23 protein-coding genes, 5 pseudogenes and 1 riboswitch are annotated in these 19,006 nt (G+C 67.6%); of the genes and pseudogenes, 11 read left to right on the forward strand and 17 right to left on the reverse strand.

The genetic code is table 11. The annotated features are described in order from the left end of the window. The first annotated feature begins 10 nt into the window (after positions 1-10). From ACHMWU_RS27035 to serA, 3 genes are all read left to right on the forward strand, one after another. Positions 11-478, forward strand: coding sequence for a hypothetical protein (locus ACHMWU_RS27035; protein WP_396048609.1), 468 nt, complete (start codon positions 11-13; stop codon positions 476-478). Between the two features lie 241 nt (positions 479-719). After that, positions 720-1,112 (forward strand): PaaI family thioesterase, encoded by a 393-nt coding sequence (locus ACHMWU_RS27040; RefSeq protein WP_396049244.1) that lies wholly within the window; start codon positions 720-722, stop codon positions 1,110-1,112. A gap of 31 nt (positions 1,113-1,143) precedes the next feature. Next, positions 1,144-1,233, forward strand: a riboswitch (ZMP/ZTP riboswitch). Positions 1,234-1,278: 45 nt separating this feature from the next. Next, on the forward strand, positions 1,279-2,517 hold the full coding sequence (gene serA / locus ACHMWU_RS27045; protein ID WP_396048610.1) for a phosphoglycerate dehydrogenase: 1,239 nt from the start codon (positions 1,279-1,281) through the stop codon (positions 2,515-2,517). A 61-nt stretch (positions 2,518-2,578) separates the two neighbouring features. Here serA and ACHMWU_RS27050 read toward each other — a convergent pair whose 3' ends face one another. The 13 genes and pseudogenes from ACHMWU_RS27050 to ACHMWU_RS27110 form a co-directional block, all read right to left on the reverse strand. Continuing rightward, positions 2,579-2,767, reverse strand: coding sequence for a DUF4389 domain-containing protein (locus tag ACHMWU_RS27050; protein WP_396048611.1), 189 nt, complete (start codon positions 2,765-2,767; stop codon positions 2,579-2,581). Positions 2,768-2,909: 142 nt separating this feature from the next. Continuing rightward, positions 2,910-3,125: pseudogene (locus ACHMWU_RS27055) on the reverse strand (DUF4389 domain-containing protein); the annotation flags it as partial. A 213-nt stretch (positions 3,126-3,338) separates the two neighbouring features. Further along, complete coding sequence (locus tag ACHMWU_RS27060; protein WP_396049245.1) at positions 3,339-3,776, reverse strand: Sir2 family NAD-dependent protein deacetylase; 438 nt, start codon at positions 3,774-3,776, stop codon at positions 3,339-3,341. Then, positions 3,755-4,135 carry a Sir2 family NAD-dependent protein deacetylase gene (locus ACHMWU_RS27065; RefSeq protein WP_396048612.1) on the reverse strand — a complete coding sequence of 127 codons (381 nt, stop codon included), beginning with the start codon at positions 4,133-4,135 and terminating at the stop codon, positions 3,755-3,757. Before ACHMWU_RS27065 ends, ACHMWU_RS27060 begins: the two co-directional genes overlap by 22 nt. A gap of 729 nt (positions 4,136-4,864) precedes the next feature. Next, positions 4,865-5,530 carry an ABC transporter ATP-binding protein gene (locus ACHMWU_RS27070; RefSeq protein ID WP_396048613.1) on the reverse strand — a complete coding sequence of 222 codons (666 nt, stop codon included), beginning with the start codon at positions 5,528-5,530 and terminating at the stop codon, positions 4,865-4,867. Then, the gene (locus tag ACHMWU_RS27075) at positions 5,530-5,988 is read right to left on the reverse strand and encodes a hypothetical protein (RefSeq protein WP_396048614.1); all 459 of its coding nucleotides are present in this window, start codon (positions 5,986-5,988) and stop codon (positions 5,530-5,532) included. The genes ACHMWU_RS27070 and ACHMWU_RS27075 overlap by 1 nt, the downstream gene beginning before the upstream one ends. After that, positions 5,900-6,469: an ATP-binding cassette domain-containing protein gene (locus ACHMWU_RS27080; protein WP_396049246.1), complete on the reverse strand. Its 570-nt coding sequence runs from the start codon at positions 6,467-6,469 to the stop codon at positions 5,900-5,902. The genes ACHMWU_RS27075 and ACHMWU_RS27080 overlap by 89 nt, the downstream gene beginning before the upstream one ends. Then, on the reverse strand, positions 6,466-6,831 hold the full coding sequence (locus tag ACHMWU_RS27085; RefSeq protein WP_396049247.1) for an ABC transporter permease subunit: 366 nt from the start codon (positions 6,829-6,831) through the stop codon (positions 6,466-6,468). The genes ACHMWU_RS27080 and ACHMWU_RS27085 overlap by 4 nt, the downstream gene beginning before the upstream one ends. Positions 6,832-6,850: 19 nt before the next feature. Then, positions 6,851-7,423 (reverse strand): annotated as a pseudogene (locus ACHMWU_RS27090) (ABC transporter permease); the annotation flags it as partial. Further along, the gene (locus ACHMWU_RS27095) at positions 7,413-7,667 is read right to left on the reverse strand and encodes a hypothetical protein (RefSeq protein WP_396048615.1); all 255 of its coding nucleotides are present in this window, start codon (positions 7,665-7,667) and stop codon (positions 7,413-7,415) included. The pseudogene ACHMWU_RS27090 and the gene ACHMWU_RS27095, both read right to left, overlap by 11 nt. 20 nt (positions 7,668-7,687) lie before the next feature. After that, complete coding sequence (locus ACHMWU_RS27100; protein ID WP_396048616.1) at positions 7,688-8,455, reverse strand: ABC transporter permease; 768 nt, start codon at positions 8,453-8,455, stop codon at positions 7,688-7,690. Positions 8,456-8,555: 100 nt separating this feature from the next. After that, positions 8,556-9,041 carry a hypothetical protein gene (locus ACHMWU_RS27105; RefSeq protein ID WP_396048617.1) on the reverse strand — a complete coding sequence of 162 codons (486 nt, stop codon included), beginning with the start codon at positions 9,039-9,041 and terminating at the stop codon, positions 8,556-8,558. Continuing rightward, positions 8,963-9,943, reverse strand: coding sequence for an ABC transporter substrate-binding protein (locus ACHMWU_RS27110; RefSeq protein ID WP_396048618.1), 981 nt, complete (start codon positions 9,941-9,943; stop codon positions 8,963-8,965). The genes ACHMWU_RS27105 and ACHMWU_RS27110 overlap by 79 nt, the downstream gene beginning before the upstream one ends. A 448-nt stretch (positions 9,944-10,391) precedes the next feature. Here ACHMWU_RS27110 and ACHMWU_RS27115 point away from each other — a divergent pair, with 448 nt between their 5' ends. From ACHMWU_RS27115 to ACHMWU_RS27125, 3 genes and pseudogenes are all read left to right on the forward strand, one after another. Continuing rightward, positions 10,392-10,556 carry an ArsR/SmtB family transcription factor gene (locus ACHMWU_RS27115; RefSeq protein ID WP_396048619.1) on the forward strand — a complete coding sequence of 55 codons (165 nt, stop codon included), beginning with the start codon at positions 10,392-10,394 and terminating at the stop codon, positions 10,554-10,556. Positions 10,557-10,725: 169 nt separating this feature from the next. Further along, positions 10,726-10,782 (forward strand): annotated as a pseudogene (locus ACHMWU_RS27120) (hypothetical protein); the annotation flags it as partial. A gap of 22 nt (positions 10,783-10,804) precedes the next feature. Further along, on the forward strand, positions 10,805-11,671 hold the full coding sequence (locus ACHMWU_RS27125) for an NAD(P)H-binding protein (RefSeq protein ID WP_396048620.1): 867 nt from the start codon (positions 10,805-10,807) through the stop codon (positions 11,669-11,671). Positions 11,672-11,780: 109 nt separating this feature from the next. Here ACHMWU_RS27125 and ACHMWU_RS27130 read toward each other — a convergent pair whose 3' ends face one another. The 3 genes and pseudogenes from ACHMWU_RS27130 to ACHMWU_RS27140 form a co-directional block, all read right to left on the reverse strand. Beyond that, entirely contained in the window at positions 11,781-12,560 is a 780-nt protein-coding gene (locus tag ACHMWU_RS27130) for a hypothetical protein (protein WP_396048621.1), read from the reverse strand. Between the two features lie 8 nt (positions 12,561-12,568). Beyond that, positions 12,569-13,878: pseudogene (locus ACHMWU_RS27135) on the reverse strand (DUF4437 domain-containing protein). A gap of 18 nt (positions 13,879-13,896) precedes the next feature. After that, positions 13,897-14,520 (reverse strand): hypothetical protein, encoded by a 624-nt coding sequence (locus ACHMWU_RS27140; protein ID WP_396049248.1) that lies wholly within the window; start codon positions 14,518-14,520, stop codon positions 13,897-13,899. Here ACHMWU_RS27140 and ACHMWU_RS27145 point away from each other — a divergent pair. The 5 genes and pseudogenes from ACHMWU_RS27145 to ACHMWU_RS27165 all read left to right on the forward strand — a co-directional run bounded on the left by ACHMWU_RS27145 (position 14,514) and on the right by ACHMWU_RS27165 (position 17,403). Beyond that, a complete protein-coding gene (locus tag ACHMWU_RS27145) occupies positions 14,514-14,906 on the forward strand; it encodes a hypothetical protein (RefSeq protein ID WP_396048623.1) in 393 nt (130 codons plus the stop codon). The two genes, ACHMWU_RS27140 and ACHMWU_RS27145, sit on opposite strands and share 7 nt — an antisense overlap. Before the next feature lie 40 nt (positions 14,907-14,946). Further along, positions 14,947-16,000, forward strand: a pseudogene (locus tag ACHMWU_RS27150) (CaiB/BaiF CoA transferase family protein). Further along, complete coding sequence (locus ACHMWU_RS27155) at positions 15,928-16,155, forward strand: CoA transferase (protein ID WP_396048625.1); 228 nt, start codon at positions 15,928-15,930, stop codon at positions 16,153-16,155. The pseudogene ACHMWU_RS27150 and the gene ACHMWU_RS27155 overlap by 73 nt, the downstream one beginning before the upstream one ends. An 8-nt stretch (positions 16,156-16,163) precedes the next feature. After that, positions 16,164-16,823 (forward strand): isochorismatase family protein, encoded by a 660-nt coding sequence (locus ACHMWU_RS27160; protein WP_396048626.1) that lies wholly within the window; start codon positions 16,164-16,166, stop codon positions 16,821-16,823. Further along, positions 16,816-17,403 carry a hypothetical protein gene (locus tag ACHMWU_RS27165; RefSeq protein ID WP_396048627.1) on the forward strand — a complete coding sequence of 196 codons (588 nt, stop codon included), beginning with the start codon at positions 16,816-16,818 and terminating at the stop codon, positions 17,401-17,403. Before ACHMWU_RS27160 ends, ACHMWU_RS27165 begins: the two co-directional genes overlap by 8 nt. Before the next feature lie 200 nt (positions 17,404-17,603). Here the strand turns inward: ACHMWU_RS27165 and ACHMWU_RS27170 are convergent, their stop codons facing one another. Beyond that, positions 17,604-18,968 (reverse strand): MFS transporter, encoded by a 1,365-nt coding sequence (locus ACHMWU_RS27170; protein ID WP_396048628.1) that lies wholly within the window; start codon positions 18,966-18,968, stop codon positions 17,604-17,606. Positions 18,969-19,006: the final 38 nt, after the last annotated feature.

Genomic DNA, 19,006 nt, shown 5'->3' on the forward strand with positions numbered 1-19,006 from the left:
AGGTGGGCCCGTGGCGGCCGAGCTCGGACCGTTGGTGGCTGCCTGGTGCGGTGACGGCGATCTGGCCGATGCCGTGTGGCAGGTGGCGAGCCTCTACGCATTGGACGGCAGGAGCTTGCAGTCGCTCTTGGACGATCTCGACGGCGCGTCCGCAGCGCTGGGTCTGACGGGGGCAGATCGTGCTCTCGAGCGGTCGCTGGCTGTCGCCTGGTCGGAGGCTGCGCTGGGTCGCTACTCGCAGCTGAGGTGCACCGACCCGATGACCGGGCTTGCCACGGTCCAGCACCTGCAGACCGAGGTGGCGGGTCTGTGCCGTCGCGGGACGTCGCGTGACTGGTCGCTCGTCGTGGTCGAGGTGGGTCGTCGCGGTCAGGACGATCCGAACGTCCCCGCAGGACTGCTCGAGTCGTTCGGGCTCTCCGAGGTGGCGAGGGTCGTCGACCGCGGCTGCTGGACGCGCAGGTCGTGGCACGACTGACCCTGCGGCGGTTGGCGGTGACAGTCCCGGGCAGGAGCGCCGTGGATGTCGTCGAGCGCATCGAGCGCCGGTGGGGGATCCGTCGGATCGAACGAGGTGGGGGTCCACGGGTCTGGTGCTGGATCGAGCGGCTGCCGGAGCAGCCTGGTCAGGCAGCGTCCCTGATCGACGAACTCTGCCGATAGCCGCGTTCTCGGGGCACCTACGCTGGGCACATGACTGACATCCCGGCCTGGACGGCCTGCTCGGCGTCGAGCACCTCGAGATGACCCCCGACAAGGTCGTCGTGCGGTTCACGATCACCACGAACCACCTGCAGCCGTTCGGCATCCCCCACGGAGGCATCTACTGCGCCGTGCACGAGTCGACGGCCAGCTATGCCGGCTTCCTGTGGTTCGGCGGCAAGGGCGTCGTGGTGGGCACCAACAACTCGACCGACTTCCTGCGTCAGGCCAAGGTCGGCGACACGATCACGACGACCGCGACGCCGATCCACCGCGGCCGCACCCAGCAGCTGTGGCACCTCGACTCGGTCGACCAGGACGACCGGCTCATCGCGCAGGGTCAGGTGCGCCTCGCCAACATCGAGCAGGAGCTGCCGGACGAGATCAAGGCCCGGTTCGGCGTCGTGTGACCAGGGGCTGGCACCAGCCGGTACGCTGATGGCAAGCAAGTGCGACTGGCGTTGAGGTGGATACCACCGGGGAGCCCTTGTGAAATCAACGACATCGGGACCGTTCGCCTGGGCCCCACGTCAGCCAATTTTCTGCTGACTGGAGGCATCCGCGATGATGATGACCATGACGAACACTGCCCCGTACCCCACCTCACTGCTCAACGACGGTGACATCCGCGTCCTGCTGCTCGAGAACATCCACACCGACGGTGCGGACTTCTTGCGGGGCAAGGGCTTCCAGGTCGAGACGCGTGACGGAGCGCTCGGCGAGGACGACCTGATCGAGGCCATCCAGGGCGTGCACCTGCTCGGCATCCGCTCGACGACGTATGTGACCGAGAAGGTGCTGGCTGCGGCGCCCGACCTGCTCGCGATCGGTGCCTTCTGCATCGGCACCAACCAGATCGACCTGGCTGCCACGACCCGTCAGGGTGTCGCGGTGTTCAACGCCCCGTACTCCAACACGCGCAGCGTCGTGGAGCTCGCGATCGCCGAGATCATCTCGCTGGCACGTCGTCTGCACGAGAAGTCGACCGACATGCACAACGGTGTGTGGAACAAGTCGGCCGCCGGCAGCCACGAAGTGCGCGGACGCACGCTCGGCATCATCGGCTACGGCAACATCGGCAGCCAGCTCTCGGTCATCGCCGAGGCGCTGGGCTTGTCGGTCGTGTTCTACGACATCGACGACAAGCTGGCGCTGGGCAACGCCAAGCGCTGCTCGACGCTCGAAGAGCTGCTCGCGATCTCCGACGTCGTGACCCTGCACGTCGACGGACGTCCCGGCAACGCCGGGCTGTTCGGTGATGAAGAGATGTCGCAGATGAAGCCGCGTTCGCTGTTCCTCAACCTGTCGCGCGGCATCGCGGTCGACACGGCCGCCCTGCGCAAGCACCTCGAGTCGGGGCACATCGCCGGCGCTGCGGTCGACGTCTTCCCGGTCGAGCCGAAGCGGCAGGGCGACCAGTTCGAGTCCGACCTGCGTGGGCTCAAGAACGTCATCCTCACGCCGCACGTGGGTGGCTCGACCGAAGAGGCGCAGCAGGACATCGGACGTTTCGTGGCCTCCAAGCTGCGGTCGTACGCCTCGTACGGCGGCACCTCGCTGAGCGTGAACATGCCGGAGATCAACCTGCCGTCCGATGCCTCGAAGCATCGTCTGGCACTGGTGCACCGCAACGCTCCGGGGGTCCTGGCGACGATCAACGGCCTCCTGGGTGAGCACGATGTCAACATCGAGGCGCAGTCACTGTCGACCCGCGGCGAGATCGGCTACGTGCTGACCGACGTCGCCGACGACTCGGCACCGAGGTGCTGCGGGAGCTGGCTGCGCTGCCCGAGACGATGCGCCTTCGTCAGCTGAGCTGACCTCACGACAACGGCCCCCGACCCGCGATCAGCGGGTCGGGGGCCGTTGCGTGCTGCTAGTCCTCGAAGCTCAGCGGCGGGTACTGGTCGGTCGCCAGCATCAGGTAGGCCGAGAGTCGCACGTTCCACTGCAGGTAGCCGATGATGAAGCGGCGCAGAGGTGCAGGCCACGAACCGGTGATCAGCACGGCGAACCAGGCGATGATGTAGAAGACGTAGGCGATGACGCTCAGGATGCTGATCACGATCAGGTGCGGGATCGCCAGGATCAGCCGGGAAGAAGATCGTCAGTCGGCTGCGGTTCTCGACCTGGGCCTGCAGGTCGACCCGCACGTTCGGGTAGTCGCCCGGGTCGGCGAACGAGCTGGAGAACGCGAAGGGCGGGTAGTCCTCGTTCAGGAACGATGCGTACACCCCGACGCGGGCCTGGTACCGCAGGAACATCGCGACGATGCTGAGCATGCCCTCGGGTATCCGACCCGTGACGAGTCCGACGAACCAGGCGGCGATCACGACGACCTCGGCCACGATCGCCAGCACGTACAGGATCAAGAAGTGCGGGATCGCCAGGATGATGTTGCCGATGACCCGCCAGCGGGCGATCGTGTCGGGAGGTCGACGGCGAGCCGCGCGGGGTAGCCCCCGGTGGTGGGCGGCTGCACGGCCGGCGGGGAGGGAACCCGTCGCCGGGGACGGGCGGGGGAGTGGAGTCGCTCATGTCGATTCCTCCTGTGGGCCAGTGGTTACCCGAAACCGTAGCGAATTTCGGGGCCCTCTGGCACTGATCACGCGTGATTCACGTGAAACACGAGCTGACTAGATCAGGGCGCCAGCCAGCTCGAGGGTCTCGGCGCAGCCAGCATCGATCTTGACGGTCGCGAGCTCGTCGCCGCGCGTCGGACCACGGTTGATGATGACGACAGGGATGCCGCTCTTGCGGGCCGCCTTGACGAAGCGCAGGCCCGACATGACCTGCAACGACGAACCCAGGACGACCAAGGCCTCTGCCTCCGCGACGAGTGCAAAGCAGCTGGCCACCCGTTCCTTCGGGACGCTCTCGCCGAAGAACACGACATCGGGCTTGAGGTCACCGCCGCACGTGCTGCACGGAGCGACGTCGAAGTCGGCGGTCTCGTCGAGGATGACGTCGCCGTCGGGTGCGATCTCGCCGACGCGGGACTCGTATCCGGGATTGAGCCGGGCGAGCCGGTCGTGGAGCGCGCCGCGCGGTGTCAGCCATGGCAGGTCAGGCAGACGACTCGGTCGATGCGGCCGTGCAGGTCGATGACGTCGCGGTGTCCGGCCCGGCTGTGGAGGCCGTCGACGTTTTGCGTGATCAGCCCGGTCAGTCGGCCCGCTGATTCCATCTCGGCCAGCAGCAGGTGGGTCGTGTTGGGCTCGGCCCGGCGCATGCGAGACCACCCGACGTGGGCGCGGGCCCAGTAGCGCTGGCGGTTCTCGGGGGAGCGGATGAAGTCTTGGTACGTCATCGGCGTACGGACAGGTGAACCCGGGCCGCGGTAGTCGGGAATTCCCGAGTCGGTCGAGACGCCGGCCCCGGTCAGCGTGAGCCAGCGGCGTTCGCCGAGAGAATCGTGCAGCAGTCGTTCCACGGCGGGGTTCGATTGCTGCGGCGACGGGTCGTCCACGCATACAAGCGTACGTGGCGAGCAGTGCGGCGGCGCGGCGATCTGCTGGCTGAGGGGCGTCTGCGATCAGCCTTTGACGGCTGGGAGATCCGTTGCGGTGAGACGCCGAGCAGCTCGCCAGCGTCACGCACGGTCATGTCGTGACTGACCAGGCTCCGGGCTGCGTGCCTGATTTTTTCTGACGCGGCCTGCTGGGCATCCTCGGCGGCGGCCCTCGCTGCGCGGGCGTCGCGGACCATCTCGTCCATCTCTGGAACGACAGGGACGACGGTCACAGTGATGTCTTGGGCGTTCGTGGTGGTCACCAAGGCGACTGCGTCCCGGACCATGGAAGGAACCTGATCGAGCCGGCGGGCCTGAGTGAAGACGCCAGGATGTTCCACGACTTCGACTGCCCACCACGAGCCGGTCCGTTGGGCCTTCGCTGTGACGTTCATCGTTGCACTCCCATGTGCCTGAGGATGGCGTTGGCGGTGATCTCGTTGATCTCGCTGTGTCGTGGAACGACGGTCTGTCAATTCCCGATACGCACTTTGGTGTGGTTCCCGCCCTCGGTCGTGACGACCTCTAGACCTTCTACCTTGGCTTGCCGCGCGAGCAGCTGCTAGCAGATCTCTTCGTTTCATCCATTGTGTCTAGATATCTAGACGATTCAAGTCAATGCCACTAGACGAATCTGTGGAAAGCGAGGCGTCAGGCCGCGTCGAGCGACCTCAGCACGTCGCAGGTCACCCCGAGCAGGGCGCGATCGTGCGAGGCGATCAGCGCGGCCGCGCCGCGTTCGACCCTGGCAGCAACCACCTTCATGATGACCGCCGTCGTCGGCGAGTCGAGCATCGCCGTGGGTTCGTCGCAGAGCAGGATCTCGGGATCCAGCGCGAGCGCCCGTGCCAGACAGGCGCGTTGCAGCTGGCCGTCGGAGACCTGGTGCGGCAGTCGTTCGAGCAGGTCTGCCGACAGCTGGACGGTGTCGGCGAGCTCGGCGACCTGGGCGGCGTAGGCGGACGCGTCGGGCGTGCGGCGGCCGTCGGCGAATGACAGGGGCTCGGCGATGATGCGCTGCAAGGTCAGGCGAGGGCTGGTCGCAGCCCGAGGTGACTGGACGACCATCCCGATCTTGCGCCTGATCGTCTGCGGCACCCGATGACCGGTGCCGGTGATCGGCGTGCCGGCCACAGCAACCGTGCCTGCCGTCGGCTCCATCGAGAGGGAGGCGACTCCCAGCAGCGTCGTCTTGCCTGATCCTGAGGGCGCGAGCAGACCCATCGAGGCGCCGGCTGGCACCTGCAGGGAGACCCGCTCGAACACGGGGGTGTCGCTCCCGGGGTAGCAGAACGTGACCTCGTCGAGTGTCAGCATCAACGTCCTCCTACGGGCGCACAGGCAATCACGTGGGTGCTGTCTTCGCTGACGACGGGGGCGCATCGCGTGCCGATCCGGCTGTGCCAGGCGCACACCGTGGGATCGGGGTCCACCAAGGACGGGGGCACGCCAGGTGCCGGATTGAGCCCGTTCTCGGGCAGTGCGTCGAGCAGCGCCCGCGAGTAGCTGTGCCACGGGTCGACCAGGACGCGATCGGCCGGACCGGTCTCGAGCAGTCGTCCCGCGTACATGACCGCGACAGTGTCGGCGACGTCGCGGGCGGCCACCAGGTCGTGCGTGATCAGCATGACCGCGGCGCCCGAATCGGCGTGTGCGCGCAAGGCCGCCAGGACCAGCGCAGACGAGTCAGCATCCAGTGCCGAGGTCGGCTCGTCGGCGACGATCACCTCTGGTCGCAGCGCGAGGGTCATCGCCACCAGGACGCGTTGGGCCATTCCGCCCGACAGCGTGGGGGTAGCGGTCAAGGGTGTCAGCAGGAAGCGCGAAGTCGGTGAGCAGCGCCTGGAGATCGGCGGTCTCCGCGGGGTGGCCGTGGAACGTCAGCGTCTCGGCCATCGTGGCTCTGACCGTGCGCACCGGGTTGAGGTGGGTGGCAGCCGACTGGGGGATGAGTCCCAGCCCGACACCACGGATCGAGCGCATCAACGAGGTCGGCGCCGTCAGCAGGTCGACGTCGCCGTAGTGGATCGAACCTCGCGTGAACGTCCCGGCCGGCAGCAGGCCCATGAGGGCCAGGGCCAGCAGAGACTTGCCGCAGCCGGACTCGCCGACGACGGCCGTCACTCGGCCGGGCTCCAGTCCCAGGCTGACGTCCTCGGCAGCATGGACCCATCGCCGCTCGCGGCCCGGGAGCAAGATCCTGATCGACAACGCATCGAAGCGGACGGTGGTGGCCAGCTGCACGGCCGCGCTCATCGCGCCACCTGCGACTCGATCGAGTGCTTCGGCATCGCCGCGCGGCTCAGGTGGCCGCCGATGCCGGCGATCGCCAGGCAGGTAGCCGTGAGCAGCGAGGCAGGGAACACCAGCAGCCACCATCCGCCCGCCAGGATCCCCGACCGGGCGTCCTGGAGCAGCGTGCCCAAGGACGGGTCGTTGGGCTGCAGCCCGACGCCGAGGAACGACAGCGCAGCCTCGTGCCAGATGGCGTGCGGTAGCAGCAGGACGACCGCGATCATCGCCTGAGGGATGATCGCGGGCAGCAGGTGGGTGCTCCACACCTGCACGCGAGACGCGCCGGACACGACGGACGCACGCACGTGCTCGCGGGTGCGCACCGACAGCAACCGCCGAGCGGACGATACGGGCGACCTGGGTCCAGTGGGTCAGGCCGATCGACACCACGATGGCCCACCACTGGCCGCGCCACAACGAGACGATCACGACACCCAGCAACAGGTGCGGCAACGCGTTCGTGGCATCGACGACGCGCATCACGAACCGGTCGGTCCATCCGCCCAGCGCAGCTGACACGGTGCCGATCAGCACCCCGATGACGGTGGACGTGAGCGCTGCAGCCGCCGCGATGACCAGCGACGTCCGAATGCCCTGCGCGCAGCGCAGCAGCAGGTCGCGTCCCAGCAGGTCGGTTCCCATGGGGTGAGCCGGCGAGGGCTGCTGCAGGTAGCCGACGAGGTCGACGGTGCGCGGATCGACTGTGGCGAAGATCGGCACGATGACCGCGTAGAGGGCCACGGACACGAGCACCGCGCAGCACAGGAGCAACGTCCGTCGGCTCGTCTGACGCCGAGCGCCCCGACGTCGCCGAGGCCACGACGGCGCTGGGCGCCACTGCGGCTCGACTGGGCGTGGCGCCCGGGCTGTCGTGACCGGGACGGAACGTCTCGACGTGGTGGCGTTAGATGTCATCAATCCTCGGATCCACGAACAGGTACACCGAGTCGGCCAGGGCCGACCCGATCAGCACGGCCAGGCAGGTCAAGGTCGTCACGGCGGCCAGCAGGGGGAAGTCTCCGTCAATCGCCGCGTCGACCGTGGCCGAGGCGAGCCCGGGCCAGCGAAGACCGTCTCGACCAGCAGGGCGCCGGTCACGAGCTCGGGCAGTCGCACACCGATGACCGTCACGAATGGCAGGAGCGCTGCGGCAGAGCATGCTTCCACACGACCGTACGGTCAGGCAGGCCCCTGCTCCCGCGCCGCGGTGACGTGATCTTCGCCCAGGGCAGAGATGACCGACGAACGCACGTTGAGCAGCAGCCACGGCACTTGCGACAGGCCCAGCACGAAGGCGGGCAGCACGAGGTGACGGGCGATCGATCCCGCTGTCGGGTCAGCACCGCCGGCCGAGACTCCACCGGCCGGCATGCCCAGTACCGACGAGAAGACGCTGATCGCGACCAGAGCGACCACGAAGGGCGGGATGCCTTGCATCGAGTAGGCCAGGGCCGTGGCGCATCGATCCGTCCACGAGCCGGGCTTCCACGCGGCGCGGACGCCCAGCAGCAGCGACAGCACGATGGCAATCGTCAGACCGCTGCCGGCCAGCAGCAAGGTGTAGGGGAGGCGGTCGGCCAGCACGTCCGAGACAGGACGAGCCAGCGACCGGGACTGGCCCCAGTCCCAGTGCAGGACGACGTCACGGATCCACCGTCCCCAGATGGCGATCCACGAGTCGTCGAGCCCGAGCTGCTCGGCGAGGATCGCTCGCTGGGCGCTGCTCGTCTTCTCGAACCGCGAGCCCAGGTACGCGGCCAGCGGATCGAACGGCGAGAGCGAGGCCAGCCAGAACGTCGCCATCGACACGACGGCTGTGATCGGGGCGGCGAGCAGCAGGCGAGCGCGCAGCAGACGTCCCGATCGGCGCCGGCGACTGCGCTGACCGCGATGCGCGGCCCCTCCGCGCACCGGGTCTGCGGTCGTCGTGTCGAGTGAGGTGGACATCAGGACTTGGCGGTCCACAGATCGATGTCCACCCACGGCCCCCAGGCGGTGCCGTGCTCATGTGGCTCCAGCATCGTGGACGTGCCGTTCCACGCATCGCTCACGGACTTCTTCTGGACGTACATGTGATCGATGAACGCGAGGACGACCATCGACGGCGACTCCACGTAGACGCCTGCGCCTCGTGATACGCAGCGACTCGCTCGGGGCCGTCGAGCGAGGTGCGACCGCGCTTCAGCACAGCGTCCATCTTGGGGTCGGCGTACTTGCTGGGATTGTCGTAGAAGCTGCCGGCCTCGGGGTATGACGAGTGCAGCATCTTGTAGATCTGGGAGTCGACGTCGTACGGGGTGTCGCCGCCGCCGAGCAGGATCGAGTCGGTGGCGACGCGCGGCTCGGCCTCTGCGAAGTCGACGCCCTGGATCGTGACGTCGACACCGGGCTTGAGCACTTCGGAGGCGAACGCGGCCGACAGGTCGCGGCGGACCAGGTCGGTGGGCCGGTACATCAGCGTGAAAGCGGCACGTTCTGCCCCCTTGGCCCGGATTCCGTCCTTGCCGCGGATCCAGCCGGCGTCCTCGAGCATCGCGTTGGCCCGGTCGGCGTCGAAGGTGAACGTCGCGTCGGCGTTGTAAGCTCGCCGTACTCGGGAGGGACGAACCCGGAGGCCGAGCGACCACGGCCGGCCAGCACACCGTCGATGATGGCCTCGCGATCGATGCCGATGTTGAGCGCCAGCCGGGCGGCCGGGTCGGCGGTGAACGGATTGTCGTAGGGCAGCGACAGCCCGCGCCAGTCGGCCGTCTTGGCGGCGACGACCTCGAAGTCGTCCCGGTCGCTGAAGGTCTCGGCGAGACGCGGGGGCAGGACCGTGCCGTCGAACTCGCCGGCCGTCATCCGCTGCGCCCGGGTGTTGTCGTCAGCGGCGACGACGTAGACGATCTTCTTGATCTGGGGTGCGTCTCCGCGATAGGTGGGACTGGGCTCCAGCACGAGGCGTTCGGGCGAGAACGACTGGACGACGTAGGGACCCGTGCCCACGGGCTCCTGGTTGAGCGTGGATTCCTCGACCTTCTGTCCGAGGGTGATCTTCTCCGAGGGTGCGATGCCGATCAGCAGCAAGGTGCCGAAGGAGACCTGTGGTGCCTCGAGGGTGAACCGGACGGTCTCCTCGTCGACGGCTTCGACGGACTTGAGATTGACCAGGTCGCCGGCGATGGGTGAGGCCGACTTCTCGTCGGCAATTGCCCGGTAGGTGGCCACGACGTCCTCGGAGTCGAGTGCGGATCCGTCGGAGAACGTGACGTCGGGCGTGAGGGTGACCGTCCAGGTCTTGGCGTCCGGCGAGATCTTGGGCAGCGCCGCCGCGAGGTTGGGCACCAGGTCCGGCAAGCCGTCGGCGGTGCCCCGGAGTGTCAGCAGGCCTTCGTTGATCTTGCCCTTGCCGGTGTTCGCGTACCCGGCGACGGGGTTGAGCGTCTCTGGCATCGCTGCGGTCAGCAGCGTGACCTGGCCGTTGGCTGCCCCGGTTACATCTCCGGAGCCGCAGGCAGCGAGCGCAACGAGGCACACTCCGCTGCTCAGAGCGAGCACAGAACGTCTGAGGGCGAACAATGGAGACCACCTTGGGAGGAGATTGATGATGGGATGAATAGATCATATATCTGTTCATCTGTCCAGGTGGACACATGTCGAAGAATCAGCCACCCACTACAGTTCGGGCAAGACAGTTCGGGCAAGGGCATGTGAACGGAGCACAGGTGTCGCCATCGGATCATCGAGACGTCGAGCCGCAGGCTCGGCCGAGTGTCGCCGAGCCGCTCGACTGGGTCGGCACCTTCGGGCTGCTCTCCGACCCCACTCGCATGAAGATCCTGTTGGCCATCCACGAACGCCCCGACTCAGCCGTGTTCGAGCTGGCCGAGGCGACTGAAGCTTGCCCACCAACACCGTCACGCAGGCGTTGCGGACCCTGCACCACGCCGGTGTGGTCACGGTGCGCCGCGAAGGCCGGTTCCGTCGGTGGACCTTGGTGCAGGAGGAAGCCCACCAGCTGCTGCACCACATCAGTGATCCGCAGAGCCCTCCGCACGATCCGTGACGAGGCGCTGAGACGCTCGCCACGAACCTACGGATCATATATGATCTACGCATGGCTTTCAGTACGATTACCTCACTCGATGTTGCATCCGCCCAGAAGCACAGTCAGGAACTGCTGACACGCCTGCTGGGGGAGCTCCTCCGACACCTACAAGACCGGTCCGACCGGCATGGGCTCGGGCGAACGTGTCCTCGTCCTCGGCGGTACCGGCTACATCGGCCGGGCGTTGGTCCCCGAGCTCGCCCGACGTGGTTACTCGTCCAGTCGTCCTGGCCCGCAGCGGCGACGTCGCCGTGGAGGCGGAGTTCGCCGACGCCGAGGTCGTGATCGGCGATCCGACCCGTCCCGGCGACGTGACCAGGGCAGTCTCCAGCGGACCCACTGCCGTCGTCATCTCGCTGCTCAGCGGCCGTCGGCCCAATGACGCCGAAGAGTGCCGCGTCGTCGACCACGAGGCCGTCGTGAACGGCATCCGCGCTGCCGTCGCTCGCAACGTGCAGCAGTTCATCCACATCAGCGACTTCGGTGCCTACCGGCCCGAGCTGATCCCCCAGGTCTACAAGCTCCAGGTCGAGGGCGCGCTGATCGGTCAGCACCACGGACCGCTCCCGTGGACGATCATCCGTCCGACGGCCTACTACCCGTACCTGTCGATGACGTTCGGCGACGTCAAGAACGGCGAGCCGTACCGGATCTTCGATCACGGTGAGTACAACGTCGTCAACCCGATCTCGCGCGAGGACCTCGCTGAGTTCATCACCAACCAGGTGCTGTCGGACGACGCTCTCGGCCGGGTGCTCCCGGTCGGCGGACCGTGGGACCCGGACAATGCCGTGACCCTCAAGGGTGCCGGGCAGATGATGTTCGACATCACCGGCCGCGAGCCCAACTGGGACGTCGTCTCGATGGCGACCTGGGACAAGAAGATCGCCCGCCTCACCCGGCTGGGCAAGGTGAGCAAGAACCTCAAGCCCGTGGCGTACTACCTCGAGGCGGCCAAGTACTGGTCGGTCGTCGATCACGTCGCACCGGCCTACGGCACGCGCACGCTGCGCGGCTTCATGGACAAGCCAAGGACCGCGAGTTCCCGACCGGAAGCTTCCGCGAACGGATGAAGAGCGGCACCAACATGATGCCGACCGACATCTGAGTCACTCAGTCAGCAACGCATCGGCCCCCCGACCATGACCTGGTCGGGGGGCCGATGCGTTGGCGGCGCGTGAGTCAGAACGCGGTGGAACCTGGCTTGATGACACCGAGGATCGCGGCAATCAAGACCATGGCCCAGATGCCGTAGACCCAGGGCTCGCTGCGACGGATCGAGCCCACGATGCCCTTCTCGACCTCGGGGGTCGAACCGGTCGTCATCAGGGCGCCGAAGGCCGGTCCGAACGGACGCAGGGCCCGCCGGATCATCACGCCGCAGAAGATGCACAGCCCGTAGGCGAGCAGCTTGCCGCCCAACCACTTCGGATTGGTGTCGACGCCGAACGGCTCTGGTGCGATCAGGGTGTACAACGCGAAGCCGACCAGCACGGCCGACAACGCGTACCGGACCCACAAGTCGGCGGTGTGCCGCACATGCGTGGCGCGGGCGCCGCCGGTTCCGCGAGCCTCGAACAACGAGACGGCCGCCCAGACCAGGGTGCCGACCCAGGCCAGCGCGAGCATCCAGCCGGTCATGAAGAACTCGTCACCCAACGGGCCGTAGTACATCAGCGTCAGGCCGCTGGCACCGAACAGGATCAGCGAGAAGCGGGGTGCCATGTCGCAACCGACCATGATCTTCGCCGCGATGGCCCGGGTCTCGGGCTGGAGATCGGGCTTGATGATGAATCGGCTGGAGTAGTAGACACCCAGGTCGCCGCCGAGCCAGTACACGAACAGCAGGACGTGCAGGATGATCGCGATCGTCTGGCCGTTGAGGCCGTGAGCCGCCTCGACGGCGACCGAGGAAGTCCCGGTCGCCGTCGAGGCACTGATCAAAGGAGTGAGTACGGACAAGGCCGCCATCACATGCCGTCGCCGTCCCAGCGGCCGCGCGAGCGGCTGCGAACGGGCAGCGAGGAGATGATCGGCGCGGGGATCGGGTCGCCGTCCTTCCACGAGACCAGCGCACCCCAGTTGTGGGCGTTCTTGCCGGTGCGCTCGTCCGGGTGCTCGACGGCCTTTCCGGCCCAGCCCCAGTCGAGGTTGATCGTCTCGGTCTCGGTCTCGTCGTGGCTGTGCTCGTGATCGTGCGAGTGGCTGTGCCCGTCCTCGTGGTCATGATCGTGGTCATGATCGTGCGAGTGGCCGTGCTCGTCGCTGTGGCCGCCCTGGAGGTTGGCCGCGTCCATGGCCTTCATGATCGCCAGGATCGACGGATCGGCTCCGGTGCCCTGGTGCTTGACCGGGGTGTTGTTCTGGCCCTGGTCGATCTGGAACTGCCAGGCGGCGTTCATCTGACGCATGTCCTCGTCCGAGCGCCACGGCTCGGCGAGGTCGTGGGTCGAGGACGACCAGCGTGCCGGCGTGTGCGGCTCCTCGTTGAGGCCGTCGGGCGTGTAGTTGACGCCGTCGGCGCCCCAGCGGACCCACTCGTTCTGGCTGTACCAGTTCTTCAGCTCGCCGTCCGAGCGCAGCAGCCAGGTGGCGCCGCCCTCCATCGTCGTGAAGTGGCCGTGCTTGACCCGCGCGGGGCGGAAGAAGTACGTGCCGAGATCGAGCGTGCCGAAGTTGTACTCCATGTGGCCGTCGGTCGTGTACGCCTCCTCGTAGCAAGGATGGTGAGCCAGACGGTGGTCAGACCAACCTTCCTGGGCGTGGACCAGACGTGTGTAGAAGCCGGTCTCCGGGTCGACGTGCAGGTACTTGATGAACAGGCCGGGCATGGGGCCCGGGTTGGGCACCGCATCCCACTTCATGGCCTCGGAGTCGATGACGATCGCTTCCTCGCGGGCACCTTCCCAGCGGGGTGCGTTCAGCGAGTCGACGGCGTCGAAGCCGGCATCGCCGTACTCGCGGTAGTGCAGGATCTTGGCGTCCTTGGCGAAGGTGATCGAGTCGACCGGGACACCCTTGGGGGCGTAGACGTAGCCGCCCTTGCCGATCTTCTTGTCGCCGTACGTCATCTCGCCGTCAGCACGTAGTACTCGGTGTTGGCGTGGTGGATTCCAGCGCTGCGGCCCCAGTCGGTGTGGAAGTCGACGCGCAGCGAGCACGAACCATCTTCCTCGTCGACGGACAGACGACGCTCGCTGGCGCGTCCCTCCGCGGTGGGCAGCGCAGCGGCATGCCAGATGTAGTCGTCTTCCTGGATCAGTTCCACATGGGGTCGCACAGTGCCTCCATCGATCGGTCAAACAGAATATATGATATCTACCACACGTAAGTTAAGGGTGCGCCACGCGTCTACACTCACGCTGACGGGAACCAGCCGGCGCGGGCGAGCATGGCCGGAGCTTGCGGCGGCTGGAGACTCGGCCGCGATCCAGGTGCCGATCTCGGCGACCTCCATCGGATCGATCGCTGCGCCGTCAGCGCGATGGGAGCGCACCGGAATGTCGCTCTTGTCGAGCAGGTACAGCAAGTCCTCGGTAGCGATGTTTCCGGTGGCTCCGGGGGCGAAGGGGCATCCGCCGATGCCGCCAGCCGAGGCGTCCAGCACGGTCACGCCGGCCGCGACGGCGCTGACGGCGTTCGCGTAGCCGGTGTTGCGGGTGTTGTGGAAGTGCGCGCGGAGCGGGATGTCCGGGTTGAGGGCGCGCAGGCCGGCCACGATGTCGGTGACCTGGCGAGGCACGCCGACGCCGATCGTGTCGGCGATGGCCAGCCGTCGGGTCTGCCGTCGAGGACGCCGCGGGCCACCTCCAGCACGCGTTCGGTGGAGACGACTCCGTCGAACGGGCAGCCGAAGGCGGCAGCGATGATGACACTGGCCTTGACGCCAGCCTGGCGAGCATCGTCGGCGATCGTGTGCCAGGCCTGGATCTGGGCCGCCGTGTCGACTCCCTGGTTGCGCAGGGCGAGTCCGTCCGAGGCCACGACGACTGCGGTGATCTCGTCACAGCCCGCCTCGACGGCACGGTCGAGACCGCGACGGTTGAGCACGAGTCCGATCGAGGTGAGTCCTTCGGTGCCGCGCGCTCGGCGAGCACGTCGGCGGCGTCGGCCATCTGCGGGACCCGGTCGGGGCGGGCGAAGGCCGTCACCTCGATGCGCCGGATGCCGGCGCGGACGCTACGACGGACGAGCTCGACCTTGGTCGCCGTGGGCAGGACCAGCTTCTCGTTCTGCAGTCCGTCGCGCGGTGAGACCTCGACGATTTCCACTGTTGATGACGTCGTCACTCGTCCACTCCTCGGCTAGGCGGCTTCCGCCAGTATCCTATCGGATATATGATCCTGCCATGGAAAGTACGGTTTCTGGAAACGGGTCCCTGTCCGGCGTGCGCGTGATCGAGGCGGGACAGCTGCTGGCTGGCCCCTTCGCCGCGACCTTGATGGGTGACCAGGGCGCCGACGTGATCAAGGTGGAGGCGCCCGGTGCGGGTGATCCGATGCGTGCCTGGGGCCGCACCGACGGCAAGTCGCTGTGGTGGCCCGTCGTGGGACGCAACAAGCGGTCGGTGACCCTCAACCTGCGCGAGGCAGAGGGCCAAGCTTGTTCCTGAAGCTCGTGGCTGAAGCCGACATCGTCGTCGAGAACTTCCGGGCCGGCACCTTCGAGAAGTGGGCCTGTCGTACGAGCGGCTCAAGGAGGTCAACCCCGGAATCATCCTCGTCCGGGTCTCCGGCTACGGACAGACCGGCCCCTACTCCGAGCGCGCCGGATACGGCTCGATCGGCGAGGCGATGGGCGGCCTGCGGTACGTGCTCGGCGACGCCGACCGCCAGCCGGCCCGTGCCGGCATCTCGATCGGTGACTCGTTGGCCGCCATGCACGCATGCGTCGGCGCGCTCTCCGCGCTGCAGCACCGCAACCGGACCGGCGAGGGGCAGGTCGTCGATGCCTCGATCTACGAGTCCGTGCTGGCCATGATGGAGAGCCTGGTCACCGAGTGGGACGTCGCGCAGTACCAGCGCGAGCGCACCGGCGCGATCTTGCCGAACGTGGCGCCGTCGAACGTCTACCCGACCAAGGACGGCCAGCTGATCCTCATCGCGGCCAACCAGGACACCGTCTTCTCCCGCCTCGCGGACGCCATGGGTCATCCCGAGTGGCACGCTCCGGGTCACGAGTACTCGACCCACGTCGGGCGAGGCAAGGCGCAGGCCCACCTCGACGACCTGATCTCCGAGTGGACAGCGACCCTGGTCGCCGACGAGCTGCTCGAGGCTGATGAACTCCGGGCGGAGTTCCGGCGGGCCGCATCTACAAGGCCGCCGACATGCTCGACGACCCGCACTTCATCGCACGCGACTCGATCGTCCAGGTGCCGGACCAGACGTTCGGCCAGCTGAAGATGCAGAACGTCGTCCCCAAGATGTCGCTGACGCCCGGCTCGATCCGGTGGACCGGACCCGAGCTCGGTCAGCACACCGACGACGTCTACGGAGACCTGCTGGGCATCGACGCCGACGCCCGCGCCGATCTCGCCGAGCGCGGAATCATCTGAGGCTCGCGATGACTCTCTCGTCCGAGGACCGGGCCGAAGACTACGCAGCTGTCGGCTTCGCCAGTCGGATCGGACCGGGCTCTGCTCCGGCCGTCGTCGTGGTCGACATCTGCCGCGCCTACCTCGACGGTGGGCCGTTCACCGACGCCCACGGACGTTTCGAGGCCGCACGAGCCAGCGCCGAGCGCATCGTGGACGCCGCACGGGCAGCCGGTCGACCGGTGATCTTCACCCGTGTCCTGCTGGCTCCCGGCGGTGTCGACGGCGGATGGTTCGCGGTCAAGGTGCCGGGGCTGACGGCGTTCGAAGAGGGCTCACCCTTCGTCGACTTCCCGGAGACTCCTGCGCCCCTGACCGGCGAGGTCGTGGTCACCAAGCAGTACGCCTCCGCATTCTTCGGCACGACCCTCGCCTCGACGTTGCGCGCCCTGGGGGTCGACACCACGATCGTGATCGGGTTCTCGACCAGCGGATGCGTCAGGGCCACGGCGCTCGACGCCACCCAGCACGGCTTCCGCTCCTTGGTGGTCCGCGATGCCTGCGGCGACCGGGACTCCACCGTGCACGACGCGAACCTCTTCGACCTCGACGCCAAGTACGCCGACGTCATGTCAGAAGACGACATCCTCGAACACCTCTCGACCTTTCAGGAGCCCGCCGATGACTGACCAGCCGACCGCCGTCGACCTCGATTCCGCCGACCTCGCCTGGGGCGAGCACCAGATCGCCGGTGCCGAGAAGCCTGCTGGGATCGTCATGCTGCGGGCCAACCCGGAGCAGGGCACCCGCACGGTCATCGTCCGGTTCCCTGATGGCTGGACCCGCGATGCCGTGGGTCATCAGCCGGCCGGTGAGGAGATGGTCGTGCTCGATGGCGCGCTGTCGATCAGCGGGCTGACCTGCGGCGCCGGACAGGCACTGGTGGTGGAGCCGAAGGCGACCCGCGCGGCCACGTCGACGCTCGACGGAACGCGCGCCGTGGTGTGGTTCTCGGGCGCGGGTGGAGGCTGGGCTGACGGAGAGGCCGCCGATGCCGGCAGCACCGAGCTGCTCACGGTGGACGCGGCGCTCTCGCGCGGTCCGCGTGATGGCCTGGTCGGTTCGCTGGCGGCTCGCGACGATGTCGCCGGTGCGGTCTTCGGCACCGATGTCGAGATCGTGTGGCCGGGTGCGCGTCGGTGGGCATTCGTCCCCGCCGGCACCGCGACTCCCGACGTCACCGGCCTCGCGATCATCCACACGTTCTAACCGACCCCGCCCCGCCTGGGCGGTGGATCCGCAACCTCATCCCGCCAGGGCGGTGTCTCAGCAACCTCATTCGGCCGAGTGAGGTTGAAAAACCGCCGCGCGACCACGGTGGACGGCCCATGACGTTGCGCATCCACCGTGCCTGGCGGGTGGATGACCCATGAGGTTGCGCATCCACCGCGCCCGGCCGGTGTTGTGCCTCAGACGGATGCCGTCGCGGCGGCTGCGTCGTCGTCGTAGGTGCCGCGCACCCGGGCGAGGATCACGATCGAGATGAACAGCGGCGGCAGCAGGCACAGCATGGCCAGGCTGATCGAGCCCAGCACGTCGGACATCAGCCCGACCAGCAGAGGCCCGAAGGCACCGCCGAGCGTCGTCAGGAACTGGAGCAGGGCGAATCCCATGCCGCGGTTCGCCGAGGGCACGACGTCGGCCGCGGATGCTGTCAGGTTGGGGATGGCTCCGGCGAATCCGGCGCAGGCGACGGCGACCATTGCGACGCGGAACGGGACGCCGGGGACGAGCACGGTCAGGCTCAGGCCGATCGCGCCGACGAGCAGGAAGCCGCTGGCCACCTTGATCCGCCAGCCGCCCGGACGAGCCTTGTCGCCCATCCGGCTGCCCAGGATGATGCCGATCACGATGCCCGTGCCGCCGACACCACCGGCGAGTCCGGAAGCGGCGTCGTAGCCGAGGTCCTCGGTGCGCTCGAAGAACGTCGGCAGCCAGTAGAAGAGGCCGGCGACGCCCAGTGAGAGCATCGCCTGTGCGGCGATGACGCCCTTGAGCGTGTGCACCTTCAGCAGCACCTTGGCCTCGGCGAAGATGGACGCGCTGGCCGCGACGCCGGTGTGCGCGGACGCTGCGGTGTCGGACCCACCCGAGCGAAGACGATCGATCTTGTCGCCGAGTCCGCGCAGCGGCTCCTTGACCGTGGCCATGGCGATCGCGATGACGACTCCGGGGACTGCGGCGATGAAGAAGACCGCCCGCCAGTCGAAGGCCTCGGCGACTGCGCCACCGATGATGACGCCGGCGGGCAAGCCCATGTAGTAGCCGGCGCGCTCGATGCCGAAGGCCTTGCCGCGACTTCGGCTGGGGTAGTAGTCGGCAATCAGGCTCGACGCTGGTGGGTTGTACAGCTGGCCAGCCGCACCGATCGCGATCCTGACCAGGAAGAACATCACGAAGGTCGTGGCGAGTCCGCTGAGCACCGAGAACAGCGACCACACCAGCACCACGATGACGACGGTCGCGACACGTGGCGCGCGATCGGCGAGACGTCCGGCGGGCAGCAGCAGCAGGGCTGCGGCGATGCTCGCTGCGGTCGGGATCGCCCCGGCCACGGTGTCGCTGAAGCCGAAGTGATCCTGGATCGCGGGTAGCGCACCGGCGATGAGGTTGACCTCGACCCGGTCGATGAAGGCGACCAGGCCGATGGCGATGGCCGGCCACCAGCCGAACGGAGCGTCGCGCTCGAGATCGACATCACGCTCGCCACCGCGGGCATGGACTGGCAGGGTGACCACACGAGGCGGATTGGTCACTGGCTCGACGTCCGGCATGGGGGACTCCTGTGCTTGAGGATCGCGGTGTGACTAAG

The organism is Aeromicrobium sp. UC242_57 (genome assembly GCF_044452305.1).
Classification (GTDB): domain Bacteria; phylum Actinomycetota; class Actinomycetes; order Propionibacteriales; family Nocardioidaceae; genus Aeromicrobium.